This is a genomic window from Hymenobacter psoromatis (assembly GCF_020012125.1).
GTDB lineage: Bacteria > Bacteroidota > Bacteroidia > Cytophagales > Hymenobacteraceae > Hymenobacter > Hymenobacter psoromatis.
This window is the reverse complement of the sequence record NZ_JAIFAG010000001.1, coordinates 1253960-1271367: the sequence shown is the minus strand read 5'-3', so window position 1 is coordinate 1271367 and position 17408 is coordinate 1253960. Positions and strand designations below refer to the sequence as shown.

At 60.7% G+C, this 17408-nt stretch carries 16 protein-coding genes; 14 read left to right on the top strand and 2 right to left on the bottom strand.

Features of this window, described 5'->3' with window-relative positions; all coding sequences use genetic code 11:
• Positions 1-18 precede the first annotated feature (18 nt).
• Positions 19-837, bottom strand: coding sequence for a helix-turn-helix domain-containing protein (locus LC531_RS05455; protein WP_223649301.1), 819 nt, complete (start codon positions 835-837; stop codon positions 19-21).
• A gap of 179 nt (positions 838-1016) precedes the next feature.
• Between LC531_RS05455 and LC531_RS05450 the strand changes: the two genes are divergently transcribed.
• From LC531_RS05450 to groL, 13 genes are all read left to right on the top strand, one after another.
• A complete protein-coding gene (locus tag LC531_RS05450; RefSeq protein ID WP_223649300.1) occupies positions 1017-2126 on the top strand; it encodes a Nif3-like dinuclear metal center hexameric protein in 1110 nt (369 codons plus the stop codon).
• Complete coding sequence (locus LC531_RS05445; RefSeq protein WP_223649299.1) at positions 2116-2889, top strand: zinc ribbon domain-containing protein; 774 nt, start codon at positions 2116-2118, stop codon at positions 2887-2889. Before LC531_RS05450 ends, LC531_RS05445 begins: the two co-directional genes overlap by 11 nt.
• Before the next feature lie 64 nt (positions 2890-2953).
• Positions 2954-4495 (top strand): tetratricopeptide repeat protein, encoded by a 1542-nt coding sequence (locus LC531_RS05440; protein ID WP_223649298.1) that lies wholly within the window; start codon positions 2954-2956, stop codon positions 4493-4495.
• 10 nt (positions 4496-4505) lie between these two features.
• Complete coding sequence (locus LC531_RS05435; protein ID WP_223649297.1) at positions 4506-5783, top strand: anthranilate synthase component I family protein; 1278 nt, start codon at positions 4506-4508, stop codon at positions 5781-5783.
• A gap of 141 nt (positions 5784-5924) precedes the next feature.
• Positions 5925-7358 carry a tRNA (N6-isopentenyl adenosine(37)-C2)-methylthiotransferase MiaB gene (miaB, locus tag LC531_RS05430; RefSeq protein ID WP_223649296.1) on the top strand — a complete coding sequence of 478 codons (1434 nt, stop codon included), beginning with the start codon at positions 5925-5927 and terminating at the stop codon, positions 7356-7358.
• Positions 7355-7621 (top strand): type II toxin-antitoxin system HicA family toxin, encoded by a 267-nt coding sequence (locus LC531_RS05425; protein ID WP_223649295.1) that lies wholly within the window; start codon positions 7355-7357, stop codon positions 7619-7621. The genes miaB and LC531_RS05425 overlap by 4 nt, the downstream gene beginning before the upstream one ends.
• A gap of 14 nt (positions 7622-7635) precedes the next feature.
• Complete coding sequence (locus tag LC531_RS05420; protein ID WP_223649294.1) at positions 7636-7857, top strand: type II toxin-antitoxin system HicB family antitoxin; 222 nt, start codon at positions 7636-7638, stop codon at positions 7855-7857.
• Between the two features lie 25 nt (positions 7858-7882).
• The gene (locus LC531_RS05415) at positions 7883-9208 is read left to right on the top strand and encodes a sigma-54 interaction domain-containing protein (RefSeq protein WP_223649293.1); all 1326 of its coding nucleotides are present in this window, start codon (positions 7883-7885) and stop codon (positions 9206-9208) included.
• Positions 9189-9734 carry an LptE family protein gene (locus tag LC531_RS05410; RefSeq protein WP_223649292.1) on the top strand — a complete coding sequence of 182 codons (546 nt, stop codon included), beginning with the start codon at positions 9189-9191 and terminating at the stop codon, positions 9732-9734. The genes LC531_RS05415 and LC531_RS05410 overlap by 20 nt, the downstream gene beginning before the upstream one ends.
• 182 nt (positions 9735-9916) lie before the next feature.
• The gene (locus LC531_RS05405; protein WP_223649291.1) at positions 9917-11050 is read left to right on the top strand and encodes a hypothetical protein; all 1134 of its coding nucleotides are present in this window, start codon (positions 9917-9919) and stop codon (positions 11048-11050) included.
• Positions 11051-11065: 15 nt separating this feature from the next.
• Positions 11066-11419, top strand: coding sequence for a preprotein translocase subunit SecG (secG, locus tag LC531_RS05400; protein ID WP_223649290.1), 354 nt, complete (start codon positions 11066-11068; stop codon positions 11417-11419).
• A gap of 222 nt (positions 11420-11641) precedes the next feature.
• Positions 11642-11932, top strand: coding sequence for a co-chaperone GroES (gene groES / locus LC531_RS05395; RefSeq protein ID WP_223649289.1), 291 nt, complete (start codon positions 11642-11644; stop codon positions 11930-11932).
• A gap of 48 nt (positions 11933-11980) precedes the next feature.
• Positions 11981-13627, top strand: a complete 1647-nt coding sequence (gene groL / locus LC531_RS05390; protein WP_223649288.1) for a chaperonin GroEL — start codon at positions 11981-11983, stop codon at positions 13625-13627.
• A gap of 149 nt (positions 13628-13776) precedes the next feature.
• On the opposite strand, the gene LC531_RS05385 is transcribed toward groL, so the two are convergent.
• Positions 13777-15360, bottom strand: coding sequence for a peptide MFS transporter (locus tag LC531_RS05385; RefSeq protein ID WP_223649287.1), 1584 nt, complete (start codon positions 15358-15360; stop codon positions 13777-13779).
• A 346-nt stretch (positions 15361-15706) separates the two neighbouring features.
• Between LC531_RS05385 and pckA the strand changes: the two genes are divergently transcribed.
• On the top strand, positions 15707-17329 hold the full coding sequence (gene pckA / locus LC531_RS05380; protein WP_223649286.1) for a phosphoenolpyruvate carboxykinase (ATP): 1623 nt from the start codon (positions 15707-15709) through the stop codon (positions 17327-17329).
• Positions 17330-17408: the final 79 nt, after the last annotated feature.

The window sequence follows — 17408 nt, the reverse complement described above, 5'->3', positions numbered from 1 at the left end:
TTCCGCCGGGTGCCCGCGTCAGGCTTGTATAAACGCGACAAAATTGGTGCTCACCACCTGTTGCCGGCTCCTGGCTTTGCGGGCGAAGGCCGCGGGCGTCGTGCCGCTATAGCGCTTGAATTCCCGGCTGAGGTGGGCTTGGTCCGCGTAGCCCAGCTCCTGCGCCAGGCCGGCCAGGTTGGCCGCCGGCTGACGCCACAAGTGGTTGCGGACCTGCTCAAAGCGCATCAGCCCGGACACGTCTTTCACCGTGTGGCCCGCTGCTTGCTTGAACTTCCGCTCCAGGGTTCGCACCGTGGCGTGCGCCGCCGCCGCTACCTGGCTCACCGGCAGGGTGCCGCCGGCGGCCCGCATCGCCCCGCCCGCTTTGCCCAGCAACCCGTCAGTCGCCATTCGCGACCGGGCCTGCCCAAAATAGTGAGTCAGCAGCACCAGCGCCGCCGCCAGCCGGCCCACCCGCATATGCGCAGCCAGCGGCGCTTGCAGCTGGGCAAGGGGATGCTCCAGCAGACGCGCGCCGTCTTTACCGGCCGGTAGGCCCAGCACCTCGAACACGGTCCAGGGAAAGCACCGGATACCGATAATTTCCAACTTATTTTTCGCGTGAAAAAGCACCGGCTGATTGAGCAGCCCCACCAGAAACGGGGAGGGTAAGGGCTGCCAGCCGCCCCGCGCGGCAGGACTAACGAGACTGCCAAAGTGAAAAATTATTTCCGCATAGCCATCCGGTACCACCTCAAAGCTCGCGGGCTGGTCGCCGAAGTCCTGGCTGAGGTACCAAAAGCACTTCATAATATCCTGCAGCTCTTGCGGCGGCTCAAATTCTTGGGGCGGCATGATAAAAGGTATCTTTGACCAGGACTTCCGGGGGGCGGGCAAAAGCGCTGGGTTGCCCCGCGAGTCTCCCGCTTTCGCGGGAGTCTTCCGGGTTGGGCCTACCCCCGCCTGTTTCCTGAATGGGCCCCGCGACAGCACAACGTTAGCGAGTAGCCCGCAAATAACCAACCAGTACCAAAGTGCCCACCGTTCAAGACCTGGCCCAGCTCATCGAAGCCGCCGCGCCCCTCGCCTACCAGGAAAGCTATGACAATGCCGGCCTGCAATGCGGCTTGCCGGAAGCGGAGATTACGGGCGTCCTCCTCGCCCTCGACTGCACGCCGGCCGTAGTGGCCGAGGCGGCGCGGCGCGGCTGCAACGTGGTGCTGTGCCATCACCCGGTTATTTTTCGGCCGCTTAAGCGTCTCACGGGCAAGGGCTTGGTGGAACAAACCATCATGGCCGCCCTCAAGACCGACGTAGCCATCTATGCCGCCCATACCAACCTCGACAACGTGCGCCAGGGCGTGAACGCCCGACTGGCCGCCAAGCTGGGCTTACTTAATACCCGCATTCTGGCCCCGCAAACCGGCACCCTGGCCCGCCTCACCACCTACGTGCCCGACCAGCCCGATGACCCTGCGGGCCGGGTACTGGCTGCACTCTACGCCGCCGGCGCGGGCCAAGTGGGTAATTATACCGATTGCAGCTTTCAGAGCCAGGGCACCGGCACCTTCACGCCGGGCGCAGGCACCCGGCCGGCCATCGGGACCGAAAACCAGCCGGCCCGCGTGGCCGAAACCCGCCTCGACGTGCTCCTACCCTTGCACCGGCAGGCGGCCGTGCTGGCTGCCCTGCGCCAGGCTCACCCCTACGAAGAAGTAGCTTACGAGCTGGTGAAGCTCGAAAACCAGCACCAGGACGTGGGCGCAGGCCTGGTGGGCGAGCTACCGCAGGCCCTACCCCCCGCCGAATTTCGGAAGCACCTAAAGACCGCGCTGGGCGTGCCCGTGGTGCGCCACACGGCGTTTGAAAAAGAGATTAAAAAAGTGGCGCTGTGCGGCGGCGCGGGCAGTTTTCTGACCGGCGCGGCAGTGGCGACGGGAGCCGATGCCTACGTGACCGGCGACGTGAAGTACCACGAGTTTTTCGTGCCCGAGGGCCAGCTCATGCTCTGCGACGTGGGCCACTTTGAGAGCGAGCAGTTTACGGGCGAGATTTTTCGCGATTTGTTGCTGGCGGCGTTCGGTCGTACTTTTGCGGTCTTATTCGCCGATACTCCCACGAATCCCGTTCAGTATGACTGCTAATTCCGCCGCCGTGGCAAATCCGGCCGACGCGCCCGTTTCCGCCAAGCTTGAAGCGCTTCTTAATCTGCAACACATTGATTCGCAGCTTGATGAAATTCGGCGTGTGCGCGGCGACCTACCCGAAGAAGTGCGCGACCTCGAAGACGAGATTGCCGGCTACGAAGCCCGCGTGAAGCGCTTCGATGACGAAATCAGCGGCTTGCAGGACCAAATCAAGCAGCGCAAAGCCGCGACCAAGGAAGCCGAGGGCCTCATTAAGCGCTATGAGGAGCAGCAAACCAACGTGCGCAACAACCGCGAGTACGAGGCCATTGCCAAAGAAGTGGAGCTGCAACGCCTGGAAATTCAGATTTCCGACAAGAAAATCAAGGAGGCGCAGTACCTCATCGACCAGCGCAACACCGAGGCCAACGTGACTCGCCAGCGCCTCGACGAGCGCCGCAAGGACCTCGACAACAAAAAGAGTGAGCTGGACACCATCGTGGCTGAAAACGAAGCCGAAGAAAAGCAGCTGGTGACCGAGCGCGAAACCGCCGTGCAGCCCGTGGAGCAGCGCCTGCTGACGGCCTACGACCGCATCCGGGGCAACATGCGCAACCGCCTGGCGGTGGTGCTGGTGCGCCGCGACGCCTGCGGCGGCTGCTTCAACACGGTGCCCCCGCAGCGCCAGGCCGATATCATCTCGCACAAGAAAATCATCGTGTGTGAGCACTGCGGCCGTATCTTGGCCGACGTGGAAGGCCGCGAGGCGCTGAATGCGTAGTCCCCTGAGGCTTTTTGAAACAAAAGGAACGGCCCCTTGGTCGTTCCTTTTTTTATAGCTCGTTGTGAAATTTCTCGCTGAGGTTCGCCAAGGTATTCGCCGTGGCACGCTGAGCGCGGTAGTGGGGCTGTTGGCTACTTCCGCGAGCCTCAGCGCGAGCCGCCCCGAGCCGCCCCGAGAAATTACCCCCGTCCCGGAAGCGTCGGAGGCCCTACCCCCCGTGGCCCGCCGCGCCTACGCCGAGCTGCTGAAGCTGAAGGTGAGCGCCTGCCGCCAGCTGCTGGCTGCCGCGCCACCCAGCGCGCCCGGCACCCTGCTAGTAGCCGACTGCGTCGATTTTACCGAGCTGATTATCAGTCAGGATGCGGGCCTTTACGAGGCTGGCTTGGCGGCGCAGGAGGCCCGGCTAGCGGCCCTGGAGCGCACCCCGGCCGGCGCGCTACGCGACTATGCGCAGTCCGAAATCCGGCTGCACCAAGCCCTGGCGCAGATAGTATTTCACCACGAGGTGCGCGGGGCCTGGAACCTGCGCCAGGCCGTGCTGCTGACGCAGGCGGTAGCGCAACGCTACCCTACGTTTTTACCCGCGCGCAAGTCCTTGGGCTTAAGCCAGTTCGGTATCGGCTCGCTGCCCGAGGGCTACCACTGGTTTTTGCGGCTGCTGGGCTTGAGCGGCAGCGTGGAGGAGGGCTTGCGCAACCTGAGCTTAGCGGCGGCGCAGCCTAATGATTTTCAGACCGAAAGCCAGGTTTTACAAGCGCTTATTCGGGAGGCGTATTACAACAAAGGCGACGAGAGCCTGGCACTGACCGGCCGCCTGGCCCGCGAGCAGCCCGACAATCTGCTGTTCAGCTACCTGGTTATCAGCCTGAATAAGCGCCAGCACCACGGCGACGAAGCGCTGGCCGCCTACCGCGTCCGGCCCCTCGGCCCGGCCTACCTACCCCTACCCCTCCTCGACCACTTGGCGGGCGACCTGTTTCTTTATCGGGGCGAATATGAGAGCTGCATCGCTGAAAACCAGCGGTTTCTGCATGAATACCGGGGCGAGTACTACCGCAAGGACGCGGCATTTAAGCTCTACCTGGCGGCCTGGCTTAGTGGCGCGCCGGCCGCCACTACCGAAGCCTACCGCCAACTCATAAACCTGGCTGGCCCGCTCACCATCGAGGAAGATGCCTACGCCCAGCGCTTCTACCACGACGCCCAGCCGCTAAACCCCGTTCTGACCCGCGCCCGCCTGCAAACGGATGGCGGCTACTACGTGCAGGCCCTGAGCACCTTGCAGCTGTTTCGACCCACGGCTGCCATGTCGGGGCGCGACCAGCTCGAAGCGCCCTACCGCCGGGCGCGGGTGTGGCAGGGCCTGGGCCGCCTCGATTCGGCCCGCGCCGACTACCTGCGCGCGCTACGCCGCTCGGCGGCGCTGGGCAAGCCGCCCTATTATTTCGCGCCGCAGGCGGCTTTGCAACTCGGCTACCTGGCCCAGGCCGCCGGCCAGCGCGCGGCGGCCAAGGTGTATTTTGAGCAGGCAATAGCTTACCCCCGGCACGAGTACAAAAACAGCACCGACCAGAAAGCCAAGCTGGCTCTGCGCGGGTTGTAAGGGGGATTTTATGCTAACCATTCCGATAGCCGACCTGCCCGCCGACTTCCGCGCCCGCGCCCTGCAATGGGCCAGCGCTTTTTCGCATTGTGCTTATTATGAGCCTAATGACTTACAGGCAAAGGCCGCCAGTTCGTTTACCCGAATGCTGGGGGTAGCGACCGTAACCGCCCCTACCCCCCCCACCTTGGCCGAGCTGGCTACCTGCCTGAGCGACCCGGCCGCGCCGCTGCCGTGGTGCGGCTTCGTGACGTATGATGTGAAAAACGAGCTGGAAGCGCTGAGCAGCCAGAATTTTTCGGGGTTTGACTGGCCGGCGCTACATTTTTTTCAGCCCGAAACCTGCCTGCGCTGGCAAGCCGACGCACTGGAAATCTGGGGCCAGACGGCGGGCGTGCTGGCCGCGATTCTGGCTACGGCAGTGCCAGCCGCCCTACCCCCCACCGGACCGCCCATGTGCCCCCGAATGTCCCGCGCCGACTACCTGCGGGCGGTAGAAAACGTGCGCGAAGACATTTTGAATGGAGAGGTTTATGAATTAACTCTTTGCCAGGAATTCTACGCCGAAAACGTGCGCCTGGACCCCGTGGCTACGTTTTGGCGGCTCAATGAGGTAGCGCCCGCGCCCTACGCGGGCTTTTTGCGCCACCACGACCATTATTTGCTCTGCGCTTCACCCGAGTGCTTTATTACTGGTAATCAAGAGCTTGTTACCTCGCAACCCATTAAAGGCACCCGGCGGCGCGGCCCTACCCCCGCCCAGGACGAGCAGCAGCGCCTGGCCCTGCTGCACGACGAAAAGGAGCGCGCCGAAAACCTGATGATAGTGGACCTGGTGCGCAACGACCTGGCCCGCGTGGCCCGCACCGGCACCGTACGCGTACCTGAACTATTTGGCACTTATGGCTTTAAACACATCTGGCAACTGATTTCGACCGTCACGGCCGAGATAAGGCCAGGCCTGAGCCTGACCGATATATTGCGTGCTACTTTCCCGATGGGCTCGATGACGGGCGCGCCCAAAATCCGGGCTATGCAGCTCATTGAGCAGTATGAGGCCAGCCGGCGCGGCCTCTACAGTGGCAGCTTCGGCTTCGTGCGGCCCGACGGCGAATTTGAGTTTAACGTGGTGATTCGCAGCCTCCAATACCGCGCTGATACGGGCTACCTCAGCCTGCAAGTCGGCTCGGCCATCACCTACGACTCGGTGCCCGAGCAGGAATACGCCGAGTGCCTGCTAAAAGCACAAGGGATGCTGGAAGCGCTTTATACAGTGATTAACGAGTAGCGGGTAGTGATTAGTGTTGTTCAAAGCCAGAACGACACTAATCACTACCCGCTACTCGTTAATCACTATTTCCTGCCATTCTGTCACTGGGTTTGTATCTTTGTTACCGGCCCGGCGGCTAGCCCGGCCACTTTGCTTGCTATGTCTCAACCGCTCATTACGTTAGATTTTCTCGACAAAGCGCTCGTTGCCGAGGCTGTCCTACCCACCGAGGTGCGCGTGAGTGCCGCCAACGGCACCGGCGGTGCCCGCAAGCTCTACATAGAGAGCTACGGCTGCCAGATGAATTTCTCGGATTCTGAAATCGTGTCGAGCATTCTGGCCGGTGAGGGCTTCGATACCACCGAGGACCTGGCCACGGCCGACCTGGTGCTACTCAACACCTGCTCCATCCGCGAAAAGGCCGAGCAGACGGTGCGCATGCGCCTCAAGCAGATTAACTCGCACAAAAAGCGCCGGCCCGGCATGCTGGTGGGCGTGCTCGGCTGCATGGCCGAGCGCCTGAAAAGCAAGTTTTTGGAGGAAGAAAAAATCGTGGACCTCGTGGTGGGCCCCGATGCCTACCGCGACCTGCCGCAGCTAATTGCCCAAGTTGATGGCGGCCAGAAGGCGGTGAACGTGCTGCTGAGCCGCGAGGAAACCTACGCCGACATCACGCCCGTGCGCCTGAACTCGAACGGCGTATCGGCCTTTATTAGCATCATGCGGGGCTGCGACAACATGTGCTCGTTTTGCGTGGTGCCCTTCACCCGTGGCCGCGAGCGCAGCCGCGATGCCGTTAGCATTGTGCAGGAAGCCCGTGACCTAGTAGCCGCTGGCTACAAAGAAGTTACGCTGCTAGGCCAGAACGTGGACTCCTACAAGTGGGGTAGCGAAGATGGCACCGAGCGCGTAAACTTCGCGCAGCTTCTGGAGCGCGTGGCGCTAGTGAGTCCCGCGCTGCGGGTGCGCTTTTCGACTTCGCACCCCAAGGATATTACCGACGAGGTGCTGCACACGATGGCGCGCCACGATAATATTTGCAAATACCTGCATCTGCCCGCCCAAAGCGGCAACTCGCGCGTGCTGGAGCTCATGAACCGCACCTACGACCGCGCCTGGTACGAGGACCGCGTGGCGGCCGTGCGCCGCATTCTGGGCGACGACTGCGCCATCTCGACCGATATGATTGCCGGCTTCTGCTCCGAAACCGAGGAGGAGCACCAGGACACGCTGAGCCTCCTCGACCACGTGCGGTACGACATGGCCTACATGTTCTTCTACTCGGAGCGCCCCGGCACGCTGGCCGCCCGCAAGCTCGCCGATGATATCCCGCTGGAAACCAAGAAGCGCCGCCTCCAGGAAATTATCGACCGCCAGCAGGCCCACAGCCGCTTGCGCTACGAGCGGGGGGTAGGGCGCGTGCACCAGGTGCTGGTCGAGAACTTCTCGAAGCGCTCGAAGGACGACCTCAGCGGCCGCAACAGCCAGAATCAGGTGGTCATTTTCCCCAAGGGTAATTTTCAGAAGGGTGACTACGTTAACGTGCTGGTACACACCAATACGGGCGGTTCGCTGATTGGCGAGACGGTATGAGCCGAAAGCAAAAGTTTTTAGACCAATTGCTCTCTGGCCAGCACGACCATACCATTGATTTTGCGGCGCTTTGTACGCTACTCATAAGTCTTGGCTTTGAGCAACGCATCCGGGGTAGCCATCATATTTTGGGACGGATTGGCGTGGTGGAAATTATCAATTTACAGCCCGGTTCCAACGGCGCAGCAAAGCCCTACCAGGTCAAACAAGTTCGTAGTCTGCTGCTTACTTACCAGGACTTATTAAACCTTTCCATTGGCTAAATAACCTTTATCTCATGTATAATCCAGCTCATTATCCGGTTGTTATGTATTGGAGTGAGGAAGACCAGGCCTATTTAGTAGAGGTACCCGACTTACCGGGCTGCCTGGCTGATGGCCCAACCCAGGCCGAAGCTATTGCTAACTCCCGCGTCATTATTCAAGAGTGGCTTGCCTTTGCGCAAGAGACGGGCCGCATCATTCCAGCGCCTAGCGAACGGCTACGGATGGCAGCTTGAGCATAGGTAAAAAAATTGACTTCCATTGACAAATCAAGAAATTCAATCCATCAAGCAGCGCTTCGGCATTATCGGTAATGCGCCGGCGCTGAACTACGCCATTCAGGTGGCGGCGCAGGTTGCGCCGACTGATATGACGGTGCTCATCACCGGCGAAAGCGGGTCAGGCAAAGAGTCGTTTTCCAAGATTATCCACGCGCTGTCGCCGCGCAAGCATGGGCAGTTCATTGCTATCAACTGCGGCGCTATTCCCGAAGGCACCATTGACTCGGAGCTGTTTGGCCACGAGAAAGGTGCATTTACAGGGGCCAACGAGGCGCGCAAGGGCTATTTTGAGGTCACCGACGGCGGCACCATTTTCCTGGATGAAATTGCCGAGATGCCGCTCGGCACCCAGGCCCGCCTTTTGCGCGTGCTGGAAAACGGCGAGTTTATTCGGGTGGGTAGCAGCAAGGTGCAGAAAACCGATGTGCGCGTAGTGGCGGCTACCAACGTGAACCTGCTCGACCGGGTGCAGGCCGGTAAGTTCCGCGAGGACTTGTACTACCGCCTGAACACGGTACCGATTACGGTGCCGCCGCTGCGCGACCGAGGCGAGGATATCTACCTGCTGTTCAGGAAGTTCACGGCCGATTTTTCGGAGAAGCATCGGGTAAAGCCCATCAGCCTGACGCCCGACGCGGTGCGGCTGCTCACACGGTTTCGGTTTCCGGGTAACATCCGGCAGCTCAAGAACTTAGCGGAGCAGATTTCGGTCTTGGAAATGGAACGCGAGGTAGATGCCGCGCGGCTGACCACTTACCTGCCCGCCGCCCAAACTTCGCAGTTGCCGGCGCTGCTGCCGCACGGCGCGGGCGGCAACGATTTCAGCTCGTACTCGGAGCGCGATATTTTGTACCGGCTGCTGTTTGATATGCGCCGCGACATGACCGACCTTAAGAAAGTAGTGCTGGAGCTGGCCACCGGCAACGCTCCGCGCCCGGCCGAAGCTCAGGAGCTACTACGGCAGAATAGTCACTTGTTCAGTAACTTAGGTGAAGCCTCGCCCTACCCCCCCGCCGAGGGTCCGGCTGACACCAACGGCTACTTCCTGCCCGGCGGCCCGGCCGCGCCGCTGCGAGTCGATATGACCTCGGCCAACTACGACGACGACCAGGACGAGGACCAGACCGAGGACATTCCGCACGAGACGGAGGAGGAAACGCTTTCGCTCGATGCGATTGAGAAGGAGATGATTCTCAAGGCGTTGAAGAAGCATCACAACAAGCGTAAGTACGCCGCCCAGGACCTGGGTATCTCGGAGCGCACCCTGTACCGCAAGCTTAAGCAATATGACCTCGAATCGGCTTAACCGGGGGCGTCGGCGGGCGCTGGGGCTGCTGGCCCTACCCGTGCTACTGCTGGCCGGCGGCTGCGGCGTGTACTCGTTCAACGGCACCAACATTGACCCAACCGTTAAAACGCTGTCTATCCAGACGTTTCAGAACACCGCGCCCAACGCGCCGGCCTCCCTCTCGCAGCGCTTCACGGAGGATATCAAGGACTATTTTCAGCGCAACACGACCCTGAAGCTGGTGCCGCGCGACGGCGACTTGCAGTTTGAGGGCACCGTGGTGGCCTACGATTTCGCGCCGGCCGCCATTCAGCAGGCGGGTGGAATACCGGGAGCGGGGGCCAACCGCCTCACCATCCAGGTGCAGTTGCGCTTCACGAATACCAAGAATAGCAAGCAGGATTTTGAACAAACCTTTCAGAGCCAGAAGGACTTCGCCTCAACGCAGGACATCGCATCGGTGAATAATGACCTGAGTTCGGTGCGTGAAATTACGCGCAACATCATCAGCGACATGTTCAACAAATCGGTGGCTAACTGGTAGCTTTTGATGTGCTGATTTTTTGATGTGCTAATGTGCTGGCTTGGGGTGAGCAGGTTTTGGCTGTCGTTTGGCGAGCCGACGGGCAGTAATTTGGCAACCCTTTCGTAACGTTGCCAATTCAAGCTGAACGTTCAACCGTGCTTATTCAGTGCTAAAACCCGTCTAATTAGCACATCATTAAAATGACCCGCGCTACCCTGCTTCAACTGCTTGCCCACCCGACAGCCCTTACTGGGGCCGACGTGCGCGCGCTGGAACAGCTGGCGGCGGCCTTTCCTTATTGCCAGACGGCCCATCTGCTGCTGGCTAAAGCCGCCCACGACCAGGGTTCGATGCTGGCCAGCCAGCGCCTGCGCCGCGCCGCCACCTACGCCGCTGACCGCGCCCGCCTGCGCCAGCTACTAGAACTGCCCGCCCCCGCGGCCGGGGTGCTGGCTGCTCACGAGCAGCCAGCGGCCGTGGCCGCGGGGGCCGGCGCGGCCTCCCCCCCCCACCTACCCGAGCCTACCCCCACAGCGGGCAACGATGTCAGCGCAGATGCTTCCACCGAAGCACTTGAACATGCAGCTGTTACGGTTTTTGCGGACCTGCCCGAGCAGGTGCTGGAGCCCATAGCTGACCAGCTGGCAGTCAGCGAGTTGGCCGCACGGCCCGCCGAGGAAGAGCTGCCGGCTGTGGCCCCGCCTGTGCGCCCGCCCGCCGAGGCTACGGCCAGTACGGAGTTCGGCCTGACTGACGCGGAGCCAGGCGAAATAAGTGCGTATCGACTGCCGGAGATGGCTGCGCTACCCACCCCTGGAACGGGGCCGTCGGTGCCGGCTACGGCTCTCCTACCCCCCTTCACGGGCGTGGCCGACGTGGGCTACGCGCCTGGCGAAGGGAGTCGCCTGGGCTTCTGCCTGCTGCTAGTGACCGCCGAAGAGGCCATGCCCACGACTAGTTTGCCGCCGGCGGACGAGTTTTTCGCGCCCGATGCGTTACTGCTGGTGCATCTGGTTGCGCACGAGCCCGCGCCAGCTTCCGCACCGGTCAGCTCGCTCGATTTGATTAACAGCTTTTTGCAGCGCGCACCCACGGCGTCGCGCCGCCGGGCCATGCCGAGCCCAGCCATGCCCGATACCGAGGCGCAGGCCGACTTGTCAGTGCGCAGCACGCGGCCCGAGTCCGACCTAGCTTCCGAAAGCCTGGCAAAAATCCTGGCCCGACAGGGGAAAGTTGACCGGGCAGTGGCAATTTATGAGCGCCTTATAGTGAAATACCCGGGGAAAATGGCGTACTTTGCAGCCCAAATTGAATCCTTACGCTCGGAAGCGTAGCTTTTACTTTTCCTTATGTATTTCGCGCTCGTTATTCTTATTTTGCTTGTTTGCCTGCTGCTGTCACTTATTGTGCTGGCGCAGAACCCCAAGGGCGGCGGCGTCGGCAGCCAGTTTGGCGGTGGCGCGGTCAACTTAATGGGCGTGAAGCGTACCGGCGATTTACTCGAAAAGCTTACCTGGGGCTTCGCCATCGGGCTGATTGTACTGACCCTGGCGACCCACATGCTTGGCGGGGGTAGCGCCGCGCCGGTGCGGAGCGTAAATCAGCAGGCGGCTCAGCGGGCAGTAGTGCCCACGGCCCCCACCGCTCCGGCTCCGGGGGTAGGCGCACCGGGGCCGGCTCCCACTCCGCGACCCATAAAATAAGCAGTCGATTTTTTACAAAAGCCAGCGGCCACCGTTTGTTACAAACGGGGCCGCTGGCTTTTGCTTTGCGGGGGGGGCTACCAGTTCCGGCAGGCGCGTCTGCCAAAGCGGCCAGTGGCGGGGCGCATTCTGTCAGGTTTGGGCGGTTGGCACATTTCGTGTCGACTGGGGCCGGGAGTTCCCGTTTTTATTTACCAAAACATTCATTTCTCCTTTCAACCAATGGCACTTAGCATTAAACCGCTGGCCGACCGCGTAGTCATCAAAGCTGCCGCCGCGGAAGCCACCACCAAGTCTGGCATCATCATCCCCGATACGGCCAAGGAAAAGCCGCAGCGCGGCGAAGTCGTAGCCGTGGGCGAGGGCAAAACGTCGGACAACGGTACTATCATCAAGCCCGAAGTGAAGGTGGGCGACCAAGTGCTGTATGGCAAGTGGACCGGCACGGAAATCACCGTGGATGGCGAGGACTACCTCATCATGCAGGAAAAGGACATTCTGGCCGTTATGTAAGCCTGCGCTTACGCTAATCTCTTAACAACCTCTCACTTACCCACCACAATGGCTAAGAACATTCAATTTGACACCGAAGGCCGCGACCGCCTCAAACGGGGCGTAGACAAGCTCGCCAACGCCGTAAAAGTAACCCTCGGCCCCAAGGGCCGCAACGTTATTATTGACAAGAAGTTCGGCGCGCCGACCATCACCAAGGACGGCGTGACCGTAGCCAAGGAGATTGAGTTGCGCGACCCCATCGAGAACATGGGCGCGCAGCTCGTGAAGGAAGTAGCTTCCAAAACGGCTGACCAGGCCGGCGACGGCACTACTACTGCTACCGTGTTAGCCCAGGCCATTTACACGGCCGGCTCGAAAAACGTAGCCGCCGGCGCAAACCCGATGGACCTGAAGCGTGGCATCGATAAGGCCGTGCAGGCCGTAGTAGCCAACCTCAAGGCTCAGTCGAAGCCTATTGCTAACAGCGCCGAAATTGCGCAGGTAGGTACCATCTCGGCCAACAACGACGCGGAAATCGGCAAGATGATTGCCGACGCGATGGATAAGGTTGGCAAAGAAGGTGTTATCACGGTGGAAGAAGCCCGTGGCACCGAAACCGAAGTGAAGACGGTAGAAGGCATGCAGTTTGACCGCGGCTACCTCTCGCCCTACTTCGTGACCAATCCCGAGAAGATGGAGGCCGAGTTCGAAAACCCCTACATCCTCATCTACGACAAGAAGGTGAGCACCATGAAGGAGCTGCTGCCGGTGCTGGAGCAAGTGCTGCAAACCGGTAAGCCCCTGCTCATTATCTCGGAAGATGTGGACGGCGAAGCCCTCGCTACCCTAGTGGTGAACAAACTGCGCGGCTCGCTGAAAATTGCCGCCGTGAAGGCTCCCGGCTTCGGCGACCGCCGCAAGGCCATGCTCGAAGACATCGCAACCTTGACGGGTGGTACGGTGATTTCGGAAGAGCGCGGCTACAAGCTGGAGAACGCGACCCTCGACTACCTCGGCACGGCCGAGAAAATCATCATTGACAAGGACAACACGACCATCGTCAATGGCAAGGGCCAGAAAGAGGATATTACGGCCCGCATCAGCCAGATTAAGGCGCAGATGGAGACTACGACCTCGGACTACGACAAGGAGAAGCTGCAAGAGCGCTTGGCGAAGCTGAGCGGTGGCGTGGCCATTCTCTACATCGGTGCCAGCACCGAGGTGGAGATGAAGGAGAAGAAAGACCGCGTGGATGATGCCCTGCACGCCACCCGCGCCGCCGTTGAGGAAGGCGTGGTGCCCGGCGGTGGCGTAGCCCTAGTGCGCGCTATTGAGGCGCTCGACGCGGTAAATACCCTGAACGGCGACGAGCGCACGGGGGTCAACATTATCCGCACGGCCCTCGAAGCGCCGCTGCGCACTATCGTGCAGAACGCCGGTGGCGAAGGCTCGGTAGTGGTGCAGAAGGTGCGCGATGGCAAAGGCGACTACGGCTACAACGCCCGCGAGGACCGCTACGAGAACCTGACGGCCGCTGGCATCATCGACCCGACTAAAGTAACCCGCTTGGCGCTTGAGAATGCCGCTTCTATCGCTGGCCTATTGCTGACGACTGAAGCCGTTATCTCGGACGAGCCGGAACCAAAGGAAGGCGGTGCCGGCCACAGTGATGGTGGCATGGGCGGAATGGGTGGCATGGGCGGCATGATGTAAACCGCAGATTCGAACGGATTTAACTGATTTTGCGGACACGCTGCTGATGCAGCTGGCTACGTGAGAGTTGGTTATGGTTGGTTTGAGTAGTTAAAAAGCCCCGCCGGACGTTGGTCCGGCGGGGCTTTTTGGTGGGCGTTGCCTCTGACTTAAACGGAGGGGGTAGGCGCTGGGTAGTTGCGGGCGTCCATCATCTTGGCCAGCTTGCCGCTGATGAGGAATAGCAGCGCCGCCGCGACTGAGGCTGATACTACGAACACCAAGAAGAAGTCGTAGAGGTTATTGATGTGGAAGCCCAGCAGCACTGGGGCTGGCTTCGTGGACTTGGGGTCGGGGTAGAGGCTGCTCATGTAGCCGGCGAGGTAGTTGGCCGCCGCGTTGGCCAGGAACCAGACGGCCATCAGCAGCGAGGCGAACTTGGCGGGAGCCAGCTTATTAACCAGCGACAAGCCGATGGGCGACAGGCACAACTCGCCGGCCGAGTGCAGGAAATAGAGCATCACCAGGAAGAACATACTGACCTTCACGCCGGGCTGCAAGTCCTTCACTCCAAAGCACATAACGAGGTAGCCAGCCGCCAGCAGCGCCAGGCCCATCGCCATCTTGACGGGTGAGGCGGGCTCGGCTCCGCGCTTACCCAAGGCCGTCCAGACCAGCGCCATGAGCGGCGCGCCAGCCACCACAAAAATGGCGTTCAGGTTCTGGAAAATGCTGGCGGGTAGCTCGTAGCCGAAGATAGTGCGGTTCATCTGCTCGTCGGCGAAGAAGGTGAGCGAGGCTGGGGCCTGCTCGAAGGCGGCCCAGAAAAAGACCACGAAAAACGACACGATGAAAATGACCATAATGCCCTGCACGTCGGCTCCACTTAGGGACTTATCGCTGAAAATCATATAGGCAATGGCAATCACGGCCACGCCCAACAGTGGCGCAATGAGTGGAAACTGCGTTGAGTCGAGCCAGAGTACGCCCAGCGCCACGGCTAGTAGCACTGGCAGCAGCGCGTAAATGCCCTTGATGCCACCCGAGTTGATGGGTGTTTCGCCCACCTGCTCGCCGGTGGGCGTGTGCAGGTACTTGCTCTTACCCCAGTTAAAAACGACCGTGCCGAACGTCATGGCAATGCCGCAGGCCAGGAAAGCCCAGCGGAAAGCTTCCGGGTGGCCCTCCTTGTCGCCGATGAGGCTGGTGATGGTATTGCCTAGGAAAGAGCCCAGGTTGATGCCCATGTAGAAGATGGTGTAGGCCGCGTCCTTGCGCGTATCGCCGGGCGCGTAGAGCGAGCCCACCATACTGGAAATGTTGGGCTTAAAAAAACCATTACCCACAATCATGGCCCCCAAGCCTAGGTACAGCAACCAATGACTAAGCTGATGGGTGGCTAGCGGGCCGTATTGGGAAGCCGAAAAAAACAGGACAAATTGCCCGGCCGCCATCAGCAGGCCGCCCACTGTAATAGAGCGCCGGTTACCCCAATAACGGTCGGCAATAAAACCGCCGATGAGCGGGGTAAGGTATATTAGACTCGTGTAGCCGCCGTAGAACTTCGACGCGAACGCCTTGTCCATCATCATGGCCTTGGTAAGGAAGAGCACCAGCACGGCGCGCATGCCGTAATAACTGAAGCGCTCCCACATTTCGGTGGCAAACAGCAGGTAGAGGCCGCGCGGGTGGCTGTCGGCTACTTCGACATGTTGAGGAGGTAGGTCGTGCAAGTCGGCGGGGGTAGGGTGCATGGGTAGGAAGCGGGAAGAGAAGAATGGAGAAAAAAACCGCACGAACGCGCCGCGCCGGGTTGGGGATGGGTAAAGCTAAGAAAATTTTGGGGTAACAAGGCCAGTACGCTACCCAGCTGGCTTTTTAAGGGCTTGGCTGGGCCGAGATTACGATTTACCGGCCGCTTGCCCGCCCGGCCGCGCCTGGCCGCCGCGGAGGGGGTAGGCAGTGCGGAAAAAACAAATTTCCAAGCTGCCAGGGATTTTCAGATTTCCGCAAACGTTTGCAGCCGGCAATGCGCCGCCTCGCCCTTACCTTTGTGGTACCATTTTACCCTATCCCACCCACTTTCTCACTCTTTTTTTTATGGCAGAACTCCGTACTGTCGCCGCACACCTGGCTCCGCTAGGCTTCGGGCAGGCCCCGGCCCTAGCCCACCTCAACCTACCCCCAGCCGCGCTCGTGGAGCACGCCCTACGCCGACAGGAGGGCAGGCTTACCGACACCGGCGCGCTGATGTGCGACACCGGCCACTTTACGGGCCGCTCGCCCAAGGACCGGTTTTTGGTCAAAGATGCCGACACCACTGGGCGCGTCTGGTGGGGCGACATCAACCTGCCCTTCAACCCCGACCAGTTTGAGCAGCTGCACCAAAAGATGGTGGCCTACTTGGCCGATAAGGAAATTTTCGTGCGCGAGGCCTACGCCGGGGCCGACCCCGCCACCCAACTTAAGCTACGGGTAGTAAACGAGCTGGCTTGGCACAACCTATTCTGCTACAACCTGTTTCTGCGGCCCGCGCCGGGCGCGGATACCAGCTGGACGCCCGATTTCAGCATCCTCTGTGCGCCCGGCTTCGAGGCCGACCCCGCCGTAGACGGCACTCGCCAGAAGAACTTCGCCGTCATCGACTTCACCCGCAAGCTGATTCTTATCGGGGGCACAGCCTATGCGGGCGAGATGAAAAAAGGCATTTTTGGCGTGCTTAATTACTTACTGCCCACCCGGCACCAGACCCTACCCATGCACTGCTCGGCCAACGTGGGGGCAGCGGGCGACACGGCCATTTTCTTCGGTCTTTCGGGCACGGGCAAAACGACGCTCTCGACCGACCCGCAGCGCCGCCTCGTGGGCGACGACGAGCACGGCTGGACGCCCAAGGGCACCATTTTCAACTTTGAGGGCGGCTGCTACGCTAAGGTTATTGACCTGAGTGCCAGCAAGGAGCCCGAAATCTGGAATGCCATTCGCTTTGGAGCCATCGTGGAGAACACGCGCTTCGTGCCTGGCACCCACACCGTGAACTACGCCGATAAGTCGGTGACCGAGAACACGCGCACCGCCTACCCCCTCGATTACATTCCGGGGGCCGTGGAACCGAGCGTGGCCGGTGCGCCGCGCCACATTTTCTTCCTCACTGCCGACGCCTTTGGCGTCCTACCCCCCCTGAGTAAGCTCGACAAGAGCCATGCGATGTACCACTTCCTAAGTGGCTACACGGCCAAGGTGGCGGGCACCGAGATGGGCATCACGGAGCCGCAAACTACGTTCTCGGCCTGTTTCGGGCAGGTTTTCCTACCTCTCCACCCCACTCACTACGCCGAAATGCTGGGCCAGCTGCTGGACCAGAACCCCGACGTGCAGGTATGGCTCGTGAACACGGGCTGGACTGGCGGCAGCTACGGCACCGGCCACCGCCTGAAGCTGGCCCACACTCGCCGCCTAATTACAGCCGCCCTCAGCGGCGTACTGAGCGAAGTAAACTTCCGGCAGCACCCAGTTTTTGGGGTGGCCGTGCCGGCGGCGGTGCCGGGCGTACCCAGCGAAATTCTGGACCCCCGCCACACCTGGGCCGACAAGGCGGCCTACGACCGCACGGCGACGGAGCTGGCCGAAAAATTCACCCGCAACTTTGGGAAGTACGCTGACTTTGCTAATGCTGAAATATTAGCGGGTGCACCCCGTCTGGCGGCCGTAGAAACAGTTTAGAAGGATAAATATAGTGGGATGAGTTATAATTTGACACGAAGGGCGTCAAATTATAACTCATCCCACTATATTCATACCT